Below are 17,515 nucleotides of genomic sequence, written 5' to 3'. Positions count from 1 at the left end.
TATTTGATATAGCCGCCGATCGGACGAATTACCCCCGGCTCACCTTTTCCATCTCGCGTCGCCGGTCCAGCACGGCCGGATCGGCGTTGGCGACCTGAACCAGTGACGCGCCCGACGACAGCACGGCGAGGAAATGCCGGATCAGGTCGTCGTCGGTGTCCCAGCGCGCGGTGGAGAGCACCCGGTCGGAGTCGGTCAGTTCCTGCGCACTGGCCGAGTCGGCGGCCAGTGCGAGCACGTCGGCGGCGGACCGGCCGTTCAGGGCCGCGCCGGGCGCCCGTTCCGGGACGATCTGGTCGCCGTGCACGCGGACCGAGGTTGCGTAATCGGTCACCCCGATGGGCAGGTCGGGCACCGGCTTACCGAACGGATCCAGGGAGAGTGCCATCACTTCCCCCATCCCGGCGGCCGCGTCGGCCTCGTCCAGGCGATCGGCGGTGCACAGCGCGATATCGGTGGTATCCGGCCGGCCGAACACCACCTCGGCACCGATCCACCAGGTGCCGAGCAGCACCGCGGCCGTCTGCCAGTGGGCGGGCAGCAGCACCGCGACCCGGCTGCCCGGGCCGGCCCCCAGTTCGTCGCGCAGCAGGTTGGCGGTCTTGGCGGCCCAGTTGGCCAGTGTCACCGTGGACACCTCGATGCGCTCGCCGGTGGCGTCGTCGTAATAGGTGATCCGCGGGCCGACCGGGTCCCGTTTGATCAACGGGTCCAGCAGTGCCGCGCTGACGGTCGTCACGTCAGTTCACGCACTGGGGGTCGTCGGAGCCGGCGGTGATGATCGGCGACGGGGGCGGGGGTGCGTCCTCGGAAGAGGAGATCAGATCCTCGCCTTCGTAGCCCTGGTACCACTCGGTGGACGCGGGATCGGCCGATGGCGTGGTGCCTTCCAGGCCCGAACCGGGGCCCGCGTAATCGTCGGACAGCACGACCTGCACGGTGCCGGGTGCCATCGACGGGTCCTCGATGACAGGCAGGTTGCCCAGGCTTTTCGAAACAGCCTGCGCGCCAAGGTCATCGACGCTGGGCGCGCGTACCTGGCTGTTGGCCACCCCGTCACCCTCGTGGTTGCCGACGGCGCCGGGGGTGAAGCCGCCGCCGGTCAGCACCTCGGAGACGGCGGCGGCCAGACCACCGACATCGGTGTCGTTGACCACGTCGACGGTGGTCTTGTCGGGGGAGTAGGCCACCTTCTCGGTGTTGCCCTGCTCCTGTTCGTCCAGCAGACCGCTCACCCATTCCTTGACGCTGTCCGGGTCGATGCGGACCACGGACTGCATGCCGTCATCGCTCCAGCCGTCCTCGCGCAGGATCGGAATGGTGGCGAAGGCGACCGAACCGGCCGCGATCTCCTGGAGCTGCTCCACGAAATCCATGATGTCCCAGCCATCGGAGAGCACCACCGAGCGCTGCACGGCGGTCTGCAACCGGCCCAGGGTGGCCGGGCTGGACAGCGTCTTACCGGAGATCACCTGATGGGCAAGCGATGCCATCACCGCCTGCTGGCGGGTGACCCGGTCCAGATCGCCGCGCGGCAGATCGTGGCGCTGCCGCACGAAGCTCAACGCCCTCGCACCGTCCAGTTTCTGCCAGCCGGCCGGGAAATCGGCGCCGGAAAGAGGTTCGTAGACCGGGTTTTTGAGGCAGACATCGACGCCGCCGAGCGCGTCGGTGATCAAACTGAAGCCCAGCAGCCCGATTTCGGCGTAGTGATCGACGGTCACACCGGTCAGATGCGCGACCGTTTCGATCAGCGCCTCCCGGCCGGCTTCGGTGCCTCGCTTCTCACCCTCGAGCGGGTCCATGCCCTCGACCTCGATGAGCTGCTTCATGGTGGCCAGCCGCGCGTCGCCGTACACGCCGTTGATCTTCATCTTTCCCTGGTCATCCGGCAGTTCGACGTAGGTGTCGCGGGGGATGGAGATCGCGGTGGCCGACTTCCCGTTGTTCGGGATGCGCACCAGGATGATGGTGTCGGTGTTGGTGGCGACATCGTCGCCGACCCGCAGGGTGGCCAATTCCTCGGCCGACAACGGGTTCCCGTGGGCATCGGTGCGACTGTCGACGCCGACCAGCAGGATGTCGATCGCGCCGTCCTCGCCGCCCCCGCCGAGAGCGGCGGAATTGACGTGGTTGATGCCGTCCTCGAACGACCGCACGGTGCTCCAGGCCACGCCAGTGGACACCACCACCGCCACTGCGGCAATGACGCCGACCGTTCTGGTCAGCCGATTTTGCATCAGCCCAGGCTACTGGCCGGAGCATCGATGTCCGCCGAAGCGCGTCGGCGTGCCAACTTCCGCGGTGCCGGATGTGCTGGGACCCCCGCGGTAACGATGGCGGCTCAGCGAACGACAGATGGCGTACGAGTTGTCATCGGCCGACAGCGGCGTTCACCCGTCTGGGCTGGGCGTTCGGTCGATGAGCACATGAGAGGTCCGGTAACTTGAACGGTATGCGGAAAACTTGGGTCAGGGCTTTGGGCCGCGCGGCGGTAATGGTCGCGTTGGTGGTGTCGATGGTCACGGTCAGCCCGGCCACCGCGAACGCGGTGGTGGCCCCCGCCGACGGTTACGGATTCGCCCAGGGGTACACCTGGGCCACCGGAAACCCGGGTGATTCCGCCCGCGAGATCGCCGCGGTCGCCAAGACCAGCGGCAGCTGGGTGCGGCTCCCGCTGGACTGGGGCATCGTCGGGATCGGTCCGGGTGAATACAACTGGGGCTACTTCGACAGCCTGGTCAATGCCGCGAGTGCGAACGGTCTGCGCGTCCTCGGGCTGATCTCCAATACCCCGTTCTGGGCCCGCACCGAGGGTGCGCAGCTGCTGTTCCCGTCGTCGCCGCCCAAGAACTACGGCGATTTCGGCGCTTTCACCGCGGCCGCGGCCAAGCGCTACGCCGGCCGGATCAACGCCTGGGAGGTCTGGAACGAGCCGAACCTGCCGCTGTTCATGGGCTTCGCCGACAACAAGGCCGTCCGGTACACCGACATGCTCAAGGCCGCCTATCCCGCGATCAAGGGCGCCAACCCGGGCGCGACCGTCGTCGCCGCCGGGCTCAGCCCGCTGGAGGGCCCGGACTCGCCCCCGGGATTCCTGCAGCAGATGTACGCCGCGGGCGCAAAGGGTTCCTTCGACGCGGCCGCCGCGCACCCCTATGTCTTCCCGGGTGGCCTGGCCGCCGACAGCAACAACGGGTGGTCCGATGTGCTGCGCATGCATGACGTGATGGCGGCCAACGGCGACGGCGGCAAGAAGATCTGGCTCACCGAGATGGGCGCGTCCACCAGCGACATCCCCGGCGACGGTGTGAGCCAGCAGGAGCAGGCCAAGCAGATCGTCGACGTGCTCGGGGCGGCCGCCGCCGTCGGGTGGGCCGGACCGGCCTTCATCCACGCCGTGCGTGACCTGGACAGCTCCAACCGCAACGACCGTGAGGCCAACTACGGCGCGCTGCTCACCTCGGACTGGCAGCCGAAGGTCGCCGCGGGCGTGCTCGCCGGATAGCCGGTTGTGCCTGCCCGAATCGTCATCACCGGCGCGGGCGGGCAGGTCGGCCGGTTCCTGGGCGGTGCACTCCCCGCCCAGGGACGCGATCTGCTCGCGTGCACGTCGTCGCAGTGGGACATCACCGACCCGGCGGCCGGCGCCGATATCGTCGCCCCCGGTGACGTGGTGATCAACTGCGCGGCCCTGACCGCCGTCGATGTCGCCGAGACCGAAGAGGCCCGCGCGTACGCCGTCAACGCCACCGGCGCAGGCAATGTCGCGCGCGTCTGCGCAGCGAACGGCGCCCGGCTGATCCACATCTCCACCGATTACGTGTTCAGCGGGGACTTCGGCGGAGCCCCGCGGCCCTACGAGGTGTACGACCCTGTCGGGCCCCGCAGCGTCTACGGCCGCAGCAAGCTCGCGGGGGAGCAGCAGGTGCACGACGTGCTGCCGGAGGCGACCGTCGTGCGTACCGCGTGGGTGTACACCGGGACGGGCAACGATTTCGTCGCCGCGATGCGCCGACTGGAGTCCGAACGCGAGCACGTGGACGTGGTGGCCGATCAGACCGGATCGCCGACCTATGTCGCCGACCTGGCCCGCGCGCTGCTTCTCATCGCCGACGATCCGGCGCCCGCATCGCTGCTGCACGTGGCCAACACCGGCCCGGCCAGCCGCTACGAGCTCGCCTGCGCGGTGTTCGCCGGGATCGGCGCCGACCCGCAGCGGGTCCGGCCGGTGAGTACCGACCGGCATCCGCGGCCCGCACCGCGTCCGGTCTACTCGGCGCTGTCGACCGCGCGTTATGACGCCCGCCACAGCCCGATGCGGTCCTGGCGGGATGGGCTGGATGCCGCCTTGACGGCACTGCCTTGAGGATCCGGGGCGAGCGTAGCGAACGGGAGGACGGGATCCGGGGCGAGCGTAGCGACGGGGGGAAGAATGGTTACCCTCTGCAGCGTGGGCGACGAACTGGCTGGGCGTGGTGACTGACGAACTGAAGGTCGTGACGGTGACCTATTCACCGGGCCCCCATCTGGATCGCTTCCTGGCCTCGCTGGCGCATGCCACCGACCGGCCGGTGACGGTGATCATGGCCGACAACGGCTCCACCGACGGCGCCCCCGAGGAGGCGGTCGAGCGATATCCGAACGTCCGGCTGCTGCGCACCGGCGGCAATCTCGGTTACGGCACCGCCGTGAACCGCGCCGTCGATGCCTTCGTGACCGACGGTGAGCTGTTCATCGTGGCCAACCCCGATGTGCAGTGGGGCCCGGGCAGCATCGACGAACTGCTGGCGGCCGCGCAGCGGTGGCCGCAGGCCGGTGCCTTCGGTCCGCTGATCCGCGATCCGGACGGCTCGGTGTACCCTTCGGCCCGGCATCAGCCCAGCCTGATCCGCGGCGGCATGCACGCCGTGGTCGGCCCGGTCTGGAAGACCAACCCCTGGACGGCGGCCTACCGGCAGGAACGGCTGGTCCCCACGGAACGTCCGGTCGGCTGGCTGTCCGGCGCCTGCCTGCTGCTGCGCCGCGACGCGTTCACCCACATCGGCGGTTTCGACGAGCGCTATTTCATGTACATGGAGGACGTCGACCTCGGCGACCGGCTGGAGCGGGCGGGCCGGCAGAACATCTATGTGCCGACCGCCGAGATCCTGCACGACAAGGGACATTCGACCGGGCGCGATCCCGCGAAGAATCTGGCGGCCCACCACCGCAGCACCTACACTTTCCTGGCTGACCGTCATTCGCGCTGGTGGCAGGCCCCGTTGAGGTGGACGATCAGGGGTGCGCTGGCAACCCGAGCCGGTCTCGTGGTCCGGAACTCTCGACGTAAACAGGCGAAAGGGCGGCTCTGAATGGCCAGCACACTCGATCCGGCGAACGTGGATGCGGTCATCCTGGTCGGCGGGCAGGGCACCCGACTGCGCCCGCTCACCCTGTCGGCGCCCAAACCGATGCTGCCGACGGCCGGGCTGCCGTTCCTCACCCACCTGCTGTCGCGGATCGCCGCGGCCGGTATCCAGCATGTCGTGCTGGGCACCTCCTACAAGGCCGAGGTGTTCGAAGCGGCCTTCGGTGACGGATCGAAACTCGGTCTGGAGATCGAGTACGTCGTCGAGGAGGAGGCGCTGGGCACCGGCGGCGGTATCGCCAACGTGGCCGGCAAGCTGCGCCACGACACCGCACTGGTGTTCAACGGCGATGTGCTCTCCGGCGCCGATCTGGGCGCCCTGCTGAACTGCCATGCCGGCCATCAGGCCGATGTGACCCTGCATCTCGTGCGGGTCGGGGATCCGCGCGCCTTCGGGTGCGTGCCCACCGACGCCGACGGCCGGGTCACCGCCTTCCTGGAGAAGACCCAGGATCCGCCGACCGATCAGATCAACGCCGGCTGCTATGTCTTCCGCCGCGAGATCATCGACCAGATCCCCAAGGGCCGGGCTCTGTCGGTGGAGCGCGAGGTGTTCCCGACGCTGCTCACCGAGGGACAGAAGGTGTGCGGGTACGTCGACGCCAGCTATTGGCGCGATATGGGCACCCCCGACGATTTCGTGCGGGGATCGGCGGACCTGGTCCGCGGTATCGCCCCGTCGCCCGCGTTGCAGCATCAGCGCGGCGAGTTCCTCATCCACGACGGTGCGGCCGTCTCACCCGGCGCGCTGCTGCTCGGCGGGACCGTGGTCGGCCGCGGTGCCGAGATCGGCGCCGGAGCCCGACTGGACGGTGCGGTCATCTTCGACGGGGTCCGGGTCGAGGCCGGGGCCGTCATCGAACGGTCCATCATCGGGTTCGGCGCCCGCATCGGCCCGCGGGCGCTCATCCGCGACGGTGTCATCGGCGACGGTGCCGATATCGGGGCCCGCTGCGAGCTGCTGCGCGGCGCCCGGGTGTGGCCGGGGGTCACCATCCCCGACGGCGGGATCCGCTACTCCACCGACGTCTGAGGGCGGACCGGACCGATCAGGCCTGCGCGGCCTTCGCCAGCGCCACCAGCGCCGGGTCGTCCTGCGGCATCGCGTCCAGCGGCCACCACCGCAGATCCAACGATTCATCGCTGCGCACGAATTCGGTATCGGCCGGTGCGTGCGCGACGAACTGCAGATCCAGATGACGGGTCGGCACACCGAGTGAGCAGGTCAGCGGATGCACGTGCAGCGCAACCATGTCCGGGTCGATACGCAGCCCGTCGATACCCGACTCCTCGGTGGCCTCACGCAGCGCCGCCGCGGTGATATCGCTGTCGGACTCCTCGCAGTGCCCACCGAGCTGCAGCCACCGGCCCACCCGCGGGTGCAGGGTGAGCAGGGCGTGTTCGCCGCGGTGGTCGAGGACCAGTGCCGAGGCGGTGACGTGGCCGGGCTCGCAGGACCGCGCGCAGGCGTCGGGCCGGGCCAGCACGAAGGCCAGCACCGCGTGGCGCAACGCGTCCTGTTCAGGATCTGGTGCATCCCATCGGGACAGCAGATCGACGACGGAGGCGTGCAGGCTCATCGTTGGATCAGCAACCCGTCGGTGGGCGCCGGGTCACGGGGTCCGGTGTCCTCGGCGGGATAGCCGATCGCGATGGCGCCCAACGGTTCCCAGTCTTCTTCGATACCCAGCTCGCGGCGGGTGATCTCGGCGGCGAAGATCGTCGAGCCGATCCAGCAGCTGCCGACACCACGGACCGCCAGTGCCACCAGCAGACCCTGTACCGCCGCGCCGGCCGCCACCGTGAACATGGTGTGCTCGGCCGCGGTGCGCTCTGGATCCGGATAGCTGTGTGCGCCATCGGGAACCATGAACGGGATGACGAGTTCGGGGGCGTCGTAGAGGATCTGGCCGCGCGCCACCCGGCGCGACACCTCGTCCTCGGAGCGGCCGTCGGCACTCAGATCGTGCTGCCACTGCTGTTTCATCGCATCGAGCAGCCGGGTCCGGGTGTCCGGATCGCGCACCCAGACGAACCGCACCGGGCGGGTGTGATGCGGTGCCGGTGCGGTCAGCGCCTCGGCGACCGACTCCTCGATGAGTGCGGCGGCGACCGGCTCGGCGTTGAACTGCCGCACCGAGCGGCGCAGCAATTGGGCCTGTCTGCGGCCCAATTCGATCGCCTCGGCGGTGCCGAGCCAGAACAGGTCCTCTTCGCCGCTGCGGACCAGGGTGTGGCCGTTGGAGCCGTCGTCGCGCAGCGTGAGCCCGCGCACCACCGCCACCGGGATGCCGGTCAGCTTGCCCTTCACCAGATCTGCCGCGGCGGCGAGTTCGTCGGCCACCGCGATCTCGGTCACCACGAGTTCGTTGCCGTGCGGGTCCTGCGCGCCGGCGTAGCCGTGCAGGACCGTCAACCCGGCCGCACCGATCGCGACATCGGTCTGCCCGTTGCGCCAGGCTCGTCCCATGGTGTCGGTGACGACGATGCCTACCCGCACGCCCAGATGCGTTGCGATACCGTCCCGGATCGCCGCGGCACTGCCGTCCGGGTCGACCGGCAGCAGGGCGAGTTCGGCGGCGTCGATGTTGGATCCGTCCACCCCGGCGGCGGCCTGGATCAGCCCGATGGCGTTCTCGGTGATGAGCGTCTTGCCCTTGCGGGCCAGCACCCGCACGGCCTCGTCGTCGATGAGCTTGCGGCGCAGCATGTCCCGCTGCTCGGGGTCGGTGGGCGCGGTGACGATTCGGCCCTCGGTCTTGGAGAGCACCTTGCTGGTGATGACCACCACGTCGTCATCGCGCAACCACTCGGCCGCGCCGGCGATCGCCGCGGCGAGATTGTCACCGGGCCGGAATTCGCCGAGCCCGGTCACCGGGATGATCTCGATGGACGCAGCCGTCCCGTGCTCCGCGCTGCCGTGTTCGGGGCTCACAGCGCGACGCCCGCCAATTGCAGCCCGGCCCGCACCATTTCGGCGGTGGTCGCGGGATCGGTCATGAGCAGGGGGGCCTGGCGGACCTCGACACCCTCGATGGTGGCGGCGTCGCCCTCGTCGATCAGCCAGCCGTCCAGGATGCCGACACCGGTGCGCGCGCCGAAGTGTTTCCCGACACCCTCCGAGGACGATTCGACGCCGATCACCGAAAGGCATTCGTCGGCCATCCCGCGCAACGGCTTTCCCGCGATGATGGGCGAGTAGCCGATGACGGGTGCCGCGGTGGAACGCAGCGCGCCGCGGATTCCGCCGACTTTGAGGATGGAACCGATGCTGACGACCGGATTGGACGGGGCGATCAGCACCACATCGGCCTCGGCGATGGCCTCGGCCACACCGGGTGCGGCGGTGGCTTTGTCGGAGCCGACGTAGGCGAAGCTGTGCGTTTCGATCTTGGCGCGGTAGCGCACCCACCACTCCTGGAAGTGGATGGCCTTGCGTTCGCCTTCGGGATCGGTGACGACGACGTGGGTTTCGCTGCGGTCGTCGCTGGCCGGCAGCAGCCGGGCGCCGGGCGCCCAGCGGGCGCACAGCGCCTCGGTGACCTGAGAGAGCGGATATCCCGCGCGCAGCATCTGACTGCGCACCAGATGGGTGGCCAGATCGCGGTCGCCGAGACCGAACCAATCGGGCTGCACCCCGTAGGCGGCCAGTTCCTCCTTGGCATGCCACGTTTCGTCACGGTGACCCCAGCCACGTTCCGGGTCGATGCCGCCGCCCAGGGTGTACATGCAGGTGTCGAGGTCCGGACAGATCCGCACGCCGAACATCCAGGCGTCGTCTCCCACGTTGACGACGGCGGTCAGCTCGTGTTGAGTGGGCGCTTCGGATTCGGCGCCCACGTCGGCAAACTGCCCGAGTTGCAGCAGATGCTGGACGCCGAGGAGGAAGCGGGCGCCACCCACGCCGCCGACCAGAACTGTGACCTTCACGCCCTCAGACCCTAGGCCCTGCAGCATTCTTCGGTGTCGCCGCCCGGGGTGTGGGGAACACGCCGGTGCGTGGACACGCCGGATCTATGTCACGAGATGGTATGAAAACTGGCCATTCCGCTTGACCGTGGCAGCTAACGCGTGTCTAATCACATCAGTGTCATTTCGTGGTTCGCCCGCCGGTTTCGGTGCCGCAGACCGGGATTCGATCGTATGTTCGAATCCGGATGGCCTGACATCACAATAGTGATAGCTGGGGCAGTGCTGGAGGGGTTTGGCGATCCGTGATTCAGCAGGGGCCCCGATCGGCAACAACGGGGAAAATAATCAGGTGAGGAGGCGGAACATGTCTTTTGAGCAGGTCGATCTCGACCGCGCGCTCCGGTTCGAAGACCGGATGCTCGGTTCAGTGGACAGTGCACCGCACACCACTACCGATCCGGCGACAAGCGAACTGGTTGTGCGCCCGAATTTGAGCTTGGTGCCCGACCGTATCGAGTTGGCGCCCGAGTCGTTCGAGGACGACGACCAGTGGCAGGAGCGCGGTCTGTGTGCGCAGACCGACCCCGAGGCGTTCTTCCCTGAGAAGGGCGGCTCGACGCGCGAGGCCAAGCGCATCTGCCAGGGCTGCGAAGTCAAGGACCGGTGCCTGGAGTACGCGCTGGCCAATGACGAGCGCTTCGGCATCTGGGGCGGCCTGTCCGAGCGGGAGCGCCGTCGCCTCAAGCGCGGCATCATCTGACGCGGGCACGTTGCGGCCGGCCCGGTCGCAACGTGCTATTCGTCCTCGGCCGAAGGGTCGATGACGTTGGGCTCCACGCCCAGATAGGTGGCCACCTGAGCCACCAACACCTCATGTAGTAAATCGGCGAGTTCGTCGGTGTCTTTGGCGCGCCGTTCGATCGGCTTGCGGAACAAGACAATTCGCGCCCGCGTGGAATTGCCGCGGACGTCTACCCCGGCCGGGATCAGGCGGGCCAACGCGATCGGCCCGTCGGCGACAACCTCCGGCGGCCATTGCACACTGTCGGGATCCTTGGGCGCGATGCGCGGGATCTCATCGACCGCCACGTCCAACGTCGACACCCGTGTGTGCCACCGCCGCTCGATCGGCTCGTAGGCCTCCAGCACCGCCATGTCGAATCGTTCGGCCCGGCTGCGCCAGCCCGGCACCGTCGGCGGCAGCAGCGACCCGCGCATTCCACGGCCGCGCCGGGAACCCCGATGGTTACGCTGCGCCACGCAGGAGATGGTAACGGTTGGAGATCGGGCGCCGCGGCGCGCGCGTGTCCGGAGGCCCCCGGCGTCGCCGCACGATAATCTTCCCTGCGTGAACGCTCCCCGTCGCTGCTGCAGGCCCGGGTGCCCGCACTACGCCGTGGCGACGCTGACCTTCGTCTATCGGGACTCGACAGCCGTCGTCGGACCTCTGGCGACCGTGTCCGAGCCGCATTCCTGGGATTTGTGTGTCGTGCATGCCGGTCGGATCACCGCTCCCCGCGGATGGGAGTTGGTCCGCCACGCCGGTCCGCTGCCGTCTCATCCCGATGAGGACGATCTGAGTGCCCTCGCCGACGCGGTCCGCGAGGGCCACGAAGGCGTGCAGGCTCTGGTGAACGGCGTGACCGCCGGATTCTCCGACCCCTCGACCGGGGTGTCCGGCGGATCGCTGATGGCCCCGCCGGTGCGTCGCCCGGAACCCAACGGCCGCCGTCGCGGTCATCTGCGGGTCCTCCCGGATCCCGAACCGAACTCCGAGTAGTTCCGCTCATCTCCGGCGCCGGCAGCACCCGGGTCGGCCGTTTCGCGCGCGCTCACGGGACCTGCCGCGGCTGTCGTGCCGAGACACTAGGCTGAGTGGGCAGAGCAGTTCCCGATTCCCCGTACACAGAGAGCGAGGAGAGCCATGTCTCGGCCCGCTGAGGCTGTCCACGCTGTCATCAAGGCCTATGACGTGCGGGGCCTGGTCGGAGAACAGATCGATGACGCATTCGTCCGTGACGTCGGCGGCGCATTCGCCCGTCTGGTGCGCGATGAGGACGCGACCGGGTCGGTGGACACCGTGGTGATCGGACACGACATGCGGGCCAGCTCGCCGGCTCTGTCCGACGCGTTCGCCGAGGGTGTCGTCGCCCAGGGGCTCGACGTGGTGCGGATCGGGCTCGCTTCGACCGACCAGCTGTACTTCGCCTCGGGTCTGCTCGACTGCCCTGGCGCAATGTTCACCGCCAGCCACAACCCGGCCGCCTACAACGGCATCAAACTGTGCCGCGCCGGTGCCAAGCCCGTCGGCAAGGACACCGGCCTGCTGACCATCAGCGATGAGGTCATCAACGGTGTGCCCGCGCACGACGGTGCCGCAGGCGCGATCACCGACCGCGATGTGCTCGCCGAGTACGGCGATTTTCTGCGCTCGCTGGTCGACCTGTCGGAACTGCGCCCGCTGCGGGTGGCCGTCGACGCCGGAAACGGCATGGGGGGACACACCACGCCCGCGGTGCTCGAGGCGATTCCCGGGATCACGGTGCTGCCGCTGTATTTCGAACTCGACGGCACCTTCCCCAACCATGAGGCCAACCCGCTGGATCCGGCCAACCTCGTCGACCTGCAGGCCCACGTGCTGGCCACCGGAGCGGACATCGGACTGGCCTTCGACGGTGACGCCGACCGCTGCTTCGTGGTCGACGAGAAAGGTCTGCCCATCTCGCCGTCCGCGGTGACCGCGCTGGTGGCGGCCCGCGAACTGGGCCGCGAGATCGGTGCCACCGTGATCCACAACCTGATCACCTCGCGCGCGGTGCCGGAATTGATCGTCGAGCGGGGCGGTACCGCGGTGCGCTCGCGGGTGGGCCACTCCTACATCAAGGGGCTGATGGCCGAGACCGGCGCCATCTTCGGCGGCGAGCATTCGGCGCACTACTACTTCCGCGACTTCTGGGGCGCCGACTCGGGCATGCTGGCCGCCCTGCACGTGCTGGCCGCGCTCGGTGAGCAGCAGCGCCCGCTCTCGGAGCTGATGGCCGACTACCAGCGCTACGAGGAGTCCGGCGAGATCAACTTCACCGTCGCCGATGCGCCCGGCTGCGTGGACGCCGTGCTGACCACCTTCGGCAGCCGGATCCAGTCCCTGGATCATCTCGACGGGGTCACCGTCGACCTCGGCGACGGGCGCTGGTTCAACCTGCGCACCTCCAACACCGAGCCGCTGCTGCGGCTCAACGTCGAGGCCCGCACCACCGAAGAGGTCGACGAGGTGGTGGAGCAGGTGGCGAAACTGATCGCCGCACGGAGTGAGTCGGGTAGCGAGTCGGTTCTGTGACCTCCCGGGCTGCCACCATCGACCTCGACGATGTCGAGGGGTTGCTGGCTGCCGACCGGGAAGGTCTGCTACGCGCATCTGCCATGGCCGGCGCCCAGGTGCGCGCCACGGCGGCGTCCGTCGACGAGGGCGCCCTGGAGCTGCTTCGCTCGGACACGCCACCCCGCACGCTGATCTGGGTCGCCGACGGTGGCCCGGCGCGCGCGGCGGGCGCACTGCTGGCGGCCGCTCTCGGTGCGGCCAGCGGGGTCCCGATCGTGGTCGCTTCCGAGCTGCCGCCGTGGACCGGCGCATTGGACGTCGTGGTGGTGGCCGGTGCCGACGCGGGCGATCCCGTGCTGGTGACGGCCGCGGCGACCGGGGTGCGCCGCGGAGCGCGGGTCGTGCTCGTCGCACCGCACGAGGGGCCGCTGCGCGATGTGACCGCCGGGCGCGCGGCGGTGCTGGCGCCGCGGCTGCCGGTCCCCGACGAATTCGGATTGACCCGCTACCTGGCTGCCGGTGTGGCGGTGCTGGCCGTCGTCGACAAGGCCGTCCGGGTCGACATCGGGGCGCTGGCCGACGAACTGGACGCCGAGGCATTGCGCAACAGCGCGGCGCGCGAACTGTTCACCAATCCCGCCAAGAGTCTGGCCGAGCGGCTGGCCGGGCGCGAGGTCGTGCTGGCCGGCGACAGCGAGGCGACGCTGGCCTTGGCCCAGCACAGCGCGGCGGTGCTGCTGCGGGTCGCGCGTCAGGTGGTGGCCGCAGTCGGTCTGACCGATGCGCTGGGCGCGTTGAGCCCGCTGAACATCGCGCCCGTCGACTACGAGACCGCGCTGTTCCACGACGAGGAACTCGACGGCCCGCTGCCGTCGCGGGTACGCACCGTGGTGCTGACCTCCGATGAGCAGCGGCCTGTGGTGGTGGCACGCACCGAAGGCTTTGCCGACCTCGATGTGGTCAGTGCCGACGACGTGCCCGACAGCGCGACCAAGGTCGGCGGCGTCCGTCCCGAGCAGCAGCTGGCGACGGTGGCGGTGCGCCTGGAGATGACGGCCGTGTACTTACGACTGGTGCGAGGTTGAGGGTGTGAATCTGCTCCGAGGAGCTGTCCGGAAGTACGCGTGGGGGTCGCGCACAGCGATTGCCGAGTTCACCGGAAGACCAAGTCCCACACAACATCCCGAGGCGGAGCTGTGGCTCGGCGCGCATCCCGGCGATCCCGCACACTGTGCGACCGATGACGGTGAGCGCTCGCTGCTGGACATGATCAGCGCCGACCCGCAGGGCCAGCTCGGCGCCGGGTCGCGGGCCCGGTTCGGTGACGCCCTGCCGTTCCTGGCCAAGGTGCTGGCCGCCGACGAACCATTGTCGCTGCAGGCTCACCCCAGTAGTCAGCAGGCGGTGCACGGATTCGAACGCGAAGAGCGGCTGGGCATTCCGGTGACGGCGCCGACCCGCAACTACCGGGACGCCAGCCACAAACCGGAATTGATGGTCGCGCTCGGGCAGTTCGAGGCGCTGGCGGGATTCCGGCCCGCCGAACGCAGTGCGGAGTTCATGCGGGCGCTGGCGGTCACCGAACTGGATCCCTACATCTCGTTGCTCAAGGGCCAGTCCGACGCCGACGGGTTGCGTGCGCTGTTCACCACCTGGATCACCGCACCGCAGCCCGCACTCGATGTGCTGGTGCCTGCGGTGCTCGACGGTGCGATCAACTACATCCGTTCGGGCGAGACGACCTTCCAGGCGGAGGCCAAGACGATCCTCGAACTCGGCGAACGCTATCCCGGCGACGCCGGTGTGCTGGCCGCGATGCTGCTGAACCGCATCACCCTGCAACCCGGCGAAGGCATCTATCTGCCCGCCGGCAACCTGCACGCCTACCTGCACGGGGTGGGCGTCGAGGTGATGGCGAACTCCGACAATGTCCTGCGGGGCGGGCTGACACCCAAGCACGTGGACGTGCCCGAACTGCTGCGGGTGCTGGACTTCACGCCCGCCGATGATTCGGTGATCCTGCCGCGGGCCATCCGCGGCGGCGCGGAACTGATCTATGACACCCCGGCCCCGGAATTCGCGGTGTCGGTGCTGCAGGTGACCGAGGACCAGGTCGGGCGTGAGGTCGACGCCCCCGCCGAACACGACGGGCCGCAGGTGCTGCTGTGCACCGAGGGCACGGTGCAGGTGCGCGCCAAGGATGTCGCGGTGACCCTGGAGCGCGGCGCCGCGGCCTGGGTGGCCGCCGATGACGGGCCCATCCGGTTGGTCGCGGACCGGCCGAGCAAGCTGTTCCGGACCACGGTCGGCATCTAGCCACCGCTGCGCATCTGCTGTCGCGCGTATGCGCCGACGGTGCATCGAGATCTTCTTTGACGACTTTTCCGTGCGCTGAGTGCACGCTCGCGGCCAGCTGTGTTTACAAATAGATATGTTTTGTCTAGACGCGAGACAAATTAAGTTCTATAGTCAACGCCAGTAGTGATGGCACTCACAGGAGGTGTGGCAGATGACATCGCAGATCGATGTGGATGGACAGAATGCGCCGGCGGTCGAATGGCGGGATCGCAAGCGGTATCTCTGGTTGATGGGGCTGATCGTGCCGACGGCGGTGCTGGTGATGCTCCCGATCGTCTGGGCGCTCAACGAGCTCGGTTGGCACGCGGCGGCGCAGGTGCCGTTCTGGATCGGACCGATCCTGGTCTACCTCGTGCTGCCGCTGCTGGACCGCAGGTTCGGACCCGACGGCGAGAACCCGCCCGATGAGCTGATGGAGCGGTTGGAGAACGACAAGTACTACCGCTACTGCACCTACAGCTTCATCCCGTTCCAGTATCTGACCCTGGTGCTGGGGGCCTACCTGTTCACCGCGGCCGATCTGAGCTGGCTCGGCTTCGACGGCTCCCTGGGCTGGCCGGCCAAGATCGGCCTGGCGCTCTCGGTCGGCATGATGGGCGGCGTCGGCATCAACACCGCGCACGAGATGGGCCACAAGAAGGAGTCCATCGAGCGCTGGCTGGGCAAGATCACCCTGGCGCAGACCTGCTACGGCCACTTCTTCATCGAGCACAACCGTGGTCACCACGTTCGGGTCGCCACCCCGGAGGACCCCGCCTCCGCGCGCTTCGGCGAGACGTTCTGGGAGTTCCTGCCGCGCAGCGTGTGGGGCAGCCTGAAGTCCTCCTGGGAGTTGGAGGCCAAGCGACTGGAGCGGGCCGGTAAGAGCAAATGGCACTGGTCCAACGATGTGCTGAACGCCTGGGCGATGTCGGTGGTGCTGTACGGCGCCATCATCGCGGTCTTCGGAGTCGCCGTCCTGCCCTACGTCATCCTCTCCGTGGTCTTCGGCTTCTCACTGCTGGAAACGGTGAACTACCTGGAGCATTACGGGCTGCTGCGGCAGAAGACCGCCAGCGGACGCTACGAGCGTTGCGCTCCCGAGCACAGCTGGAACTCCGACCACATCGTCACCAACCTGTTCCTCTATCACCTGCAGCGGCACAGCGATCACCACGCCAACCCGACGCGTCGCTACCAGACCCTGCGCAGCATGGAGGGCGCACCGAATCTGCCCAGCGGCTACGCGTCCATGGTCGGGCTGACCTACTTCCCGCCGCTGTGGCGCAAGGTGATGGATCACCGCGTGCTGGCCCACTACGACGGCGACATCACCAAGGTGAACATTCACCCGCGGATGCGCGACAAGGTACTGGCCAAGTACGGGGCCGCCCGGTGAGCGCCTACCGCTGCCCCGGTTGTGATTTCGTATACGACGAAGCCAAAGGTGCTCCGCGCGAAGGCTTTCCGGCCGGTACCGGATGGGTCGACATTCCCGATGACTGGGCCTGTCCGGACTGTGCGGTCCGGGAGAAGGTCGACTTCGAGGTCCAGGGCGACGGGAATTAGAACCGTATATATGAGAGAGGAATCCCGAACATGGACTACAAGCTGTTCGTCTGCGTGCAGTGCGGATTCGAGTACGACGAGGAGAAGGGTTGGCCGGAGGACGGGATCGCCCCGGGTACCCGCTGGGATGACATCCCCGAGGACTGGAGCTGCCCGGACTGCGGGGCGGCCAAAACAGATTTCGAGATGATCGAGGTTGCCCGGCCGTGACAGTCAGCGCAACCGCGGCGCGAAGCTATAGGGTCGCGGCTATGAGCGCACCCTCGCCCCGGCGTACGGCACCGCGTGTGCCCTACGCCGAGGCGTCGCGGGTGCTCTTGCGTGACTCGATCCTCGATGGCATGCGGGACATGCTGCTGGTGCGGGACTGGTCCTCGATTACCCTCACCGATGTGGCGCGGGCGGCCGGTATCAGCCGTCAGACCATCTACAACGAGTTCGGATCGCGGCAGGGGCTGGCCGAGGGATATGCGTTGCGGCTGGCCGACCGCCTGGTCAACGCCGTCGATGCCGCGATCAACAACAACGTCGGCCGCGTCTATGAAGCCTTCCTGGAGGGTTTCCGCGCGTTCTTCATGGAGTCGGCATCGGATCCGCTGGTGATCTCGCTGCTCAACGGGGAAGCCAAGCCCGATCTGCTGCAGATCATCACCACCGACAGCGGGCCGATCATCACCCGGTGCTCGCAGCGGCTGACCGAAACCTTCCAGAACAGCTGGATAAAGGCCAGCGACGAGGACTCCGGGGTGCTGGCCCGGGCCATCGTCCGGCTGGCCATGAGCTACGTCTCCATGCCGCCCGAAGCCGACCACGATGTGGCCAGGGATCTGGCTAGGCTCATGACACCGTTCGCAGAGCGGTACGGTGTCATAGACACCCGGTAGCTGGCAGAGCGCTGAAGAAGTGCCTGTCCCGCGAGCCCGCAGGCCACCGGTGTCGCCCGCGCACAGCTGTGCGAGCTGGGCAAC

Annotated in this window: 19 protein-coding genes; 13 read left to right on the top strand and 6 right to left on the bottom strand. The window is 68.3% G+C overall.

The features are described from left to right. Window positions 1-28 precede the first annotated feature (28 nt). Window positions 29-739 (bottom strand): TIGR03089 family protein, encoded by a 711-nt coding sequence (locus ASE48_RS11420; RefSeq protein WP_057167203.1) that lies wholly within the window; start codon window positions 737-739, stop codon window positions 29-31. 1 nt (window position 740) lies between these two features. Then, a complete protein-coding gene (locus tag ASE48_RS11415; protein WP_057167202.1) occupies window positions 741-2,240 on the bottom strand; it encodes an LCP family protein in 1,500 nt (499 codons plus the stop codon). Window positions 2,241-2,455: 215 nt separating this feature from the next. Between ASE48_RS11415 and ASE48_RS11410 the strand changes: the two genes are divergently transcribed. The 4 genes from ASE48_RS11410 (at window position 2,456) to ASE48_RS11395 (ending at window position 6,443) form a co-directional block, all read left to right on the top strand. Beyond that, window positions 2,456-3,508, top strand: a complete 1,053-nt coding sequence (locus ASE48_RS11410; RefSeq protein WP_057167201.1) for a hypothetical protein — start codon at window positions 2,456-2,458, stop codon at window positions 3,506-3,508. A gap of 6 nt (window positions 3,509-3,514) precedes the next feature. Then, window positions 3,515-4,369 carry a dTDP-4-dehydrorhamnose reductase gene (gene rfbD, locus ASE48_RS11405; protein WP_057167200.1) on the top strand — a complete coding sequence of 285 codons (855 nt, stop codon included), beginning with the start codon at window positions 3,515-3,517 and terminating at the stop codon, window positions 4,367-4,369. 109 nt (window positions 4,370-4,478) lie between these two features. Beyond that, a complete protein-coding gene (locus ASE48_RS11400; RefSeq protein WP_057167256.1) occupies window positions 4,479-5,354 on the top strand; it encodes a glycosyltransferase family 2 protein in 876 nt (291 codons plus the stop codon). Beyond that, on the top strand, window positions 5,355-6,443 hold the full coding sequence (locus ASE48_RS11395; protein WP_057167199.1) for a sugar phosphate nucleotidyltransferase: 1,089 nt from the start codon (window positions 5,355-5,357) through the stop codon (window positions 6,441-6,443). It begins immediately after the preceding gene. 16 nt (window positions 6,444-6,459) lie between these two features. Here ASE48_RS11395 and ASE48_RS11390 read toward each other — a convergent pair whose 3' ends face one another. From ASE48_RS11390 to cofD, 3 genes are read right to left on the bottom strand one after another with little or no spacing between them, the layout of a single operon-like run. Beyond that, the gene (locus tag ASE48_RS11390) at window positions 6,460-6,990 is read right to left on the bottom strand and encodes an NUDIX hydrolase (protein ID WP_057167198.1); all 531 of its coding nucleotides are present in this window, start codon (window positions 6,988-6,990) and stop codon (window positions 6,460-6,462) included. Continuing rightward, window positions 6,987-8,345 carry a coenzyme F420-0:L-glutamate ligase gene (locus tag ASE48_RS11385; protein WP_057167197.1) on the bottom strand — a complete coding sequence of 453 codons (1,359 nt, stop codon included), beginning with the start codon at window positions 8,343-8,345 and terminating at the stop codon, window positions 6,987-6,989. The genes ASE48_RS11390 and ASE48_RS11385 overlap by 4 nt, the downstream gene beginning before the upstream one ends. After that, window positions 8,342-9,340 (bottom strand): 2-phospho-L-lactate transferase, encoded by a 999-nt coding sequence (gene cofD / locus ASE48_RS11380; RefSeq protein WP_057167196.1) that lies wholly within the window; start codon window positions 9,338-9,340, stop codon window positions 8,342-8,344. The genes ASE48_RS11385 and cofD overlap by 4 nt, the downstream gene beginning before the upstream one ends. Before the next feature lie 472 nt (window positions 9,341-9,812). Here cofD and ASE48_RS11375 point away from each other — a divergent pair, with 472 nt between their 5' ends. Further along, complete coding sequence (locus tag ASE48_RS11375; protein ID WP_199196430.1) at window positions 9,813-10,082, top strand: WhiB family transcriptional regulator; 270 nt, start codon at window positions 9,813-9,815, stop codon at window positions 10,080-10,082. A 35-nt stretch (window positions 10,083-10,117) separates the two neighbouring features. Here ASE48_RS11375 and ASE48_RS11370 read toward each other — a convergent pair whose 3' ends face one another. Continuing rightward, window positions 10,118-10,540: a metallopeptidase family protein gene (locus tag ASE48_RS11370; RefSeq protein ID WP_057167194.1), complete on the bottom strand. Its 423-nt coding sequence runs from the start codon at window positions 10,538-10,540 to the stop codon at window positions 10,118-10,120. 130 nt (window positions 10,541-10,670) lie between these two features. On the opposite strand from ASE48_RS11370, the gene ASE48_RS11365 reads away from it, so the two are divergent. The 8 genes from ASE48_RS11365 to alkX all read left to right on the top strand — a co-directional run bounded on the left by ASE48_RS11365 (window position 10,671) and on the right by alkX (window position 17,431). Beyond that, window positions 10,671-11,102 (top strand): DUF3499 domain-containing protein, encoded by a 432-nt coding sequence (locus ASE48_RS11365; RefSeq protein ID WP_057167193.1) that lies wholly within the window; start codon window positions 10,671-10,673, stop codon window positions 11,100-11,102. A 144-nt stretch (window positions 11,103-11,246) separates the two neighbouring features. Continuing rightward, entirely contained in the window at window positions 11,247-12,659 is a 1,413-nt protein-coding gene (locus ASE48_RS11360; RefSeq protein WP_057167192.1) for a phosphomannomutase/phosphoglucomutase, read from the top strand. Next, window positions 12,656-13,726 carry an SIS domain-containing protein gene (locus tag ASE48_RS11355; RefSeq protein WP_057167191.1) on the top strand — a complete coding sequence of 357 codons (1,071 nt, stop codon included), beginning with the start codon at window positions 12,656-12,658 and terminating at the stop codon, window positions 13,724-13,726. The genes ASE48_RS11360 and ASE48_RS11355 overlap by 4 nt, the downstream gene beginning before the upstream one ends. A 4-nt stretch (window positions 13,727-13,730) precedes the next feature. Beyond that, on the top strand, window positions 13,731-14,957 hold the full coding sequence (gene manA / locus ASE48_RS11350) for a mannose-6-phosphate isomerase, class I (RefSeq protein ID WP_057167190.1): 1,227 nt from the start codon (window positions 13,731-13,733) through the stop codon (window positions 14,955-14,957). Between the two features lie 193 nt (window positions 14,958-15,150). Further along, window positions 15,151-16,377 carry an alkane 1-monooxygenase gene (locus tag ASE48_RS11345; RefSeq protein WP_057167189.1) on the top strand — a complete coding sequence of 409 codons (1,227 nt, stop codon included), beginning with the start codon at window positions 15,151-15,153 and terminating at the stop codon, window positions 16,375-16,377. Continuing rightward, window positions 16,374-16,547 carry a rubredoxin gene (locus ASE48_RS11340; protein WP_057167188.1) on the top strand — a complete coding sequence of 58 codons (174 nt, stop codon included), beginning with the start codon at window positions 16,374-16,376 and terminating at the stop codon, window positions 16,545-16,547. Before ASE48_RS11345 ends, ASE48_RS11340 begins: the two co-directional genes overlap by 4 nt. Before the next feature lie 30 nt (window positions 16,548-16,577). Beyond that, window positions 16,578-16,757, top strand: coding sequence for a rubredoxin (locus tag ASE48_RS11335; RefSeq protein WP_057167187.1), 180 nt, complete (start codon window positions 16,578-16,580; stop codon window positions 16,755-16,757). Between the two features lie 41 nt (window positions 16,758-16,798). Continuing rightward, window positions 16,799-17,431 carry a TetR family transcriptional regulator AlkX gene (gene alkX, locus ASE48_RS11330; protein WP_057167186.1) on the top strand — a complete coding sequence of 211 codons (633 nt, stop codon included), beginning with the start codon at window positions 16,799-16,801 and terminating at the stop codon, window positions 17,429-17,431. Window positions 17,432-17,515: the final 84 nt, after the last annotated feature.

Origin of the sequence: Mycobacterium sp. Root265 (assembly GCF_001428895.1) — a bacterium.
Taxonomy (GTDB): Bacteria; Actinomycetota; Actinomycetes; order Mycobacteriales; family Mycobacteriaceae; genus Mycobacterium.
Note: the sequence above shows the minus strand (reverse complement) of the source record. Positions and strands in the feature narration are given on the sequence as shown.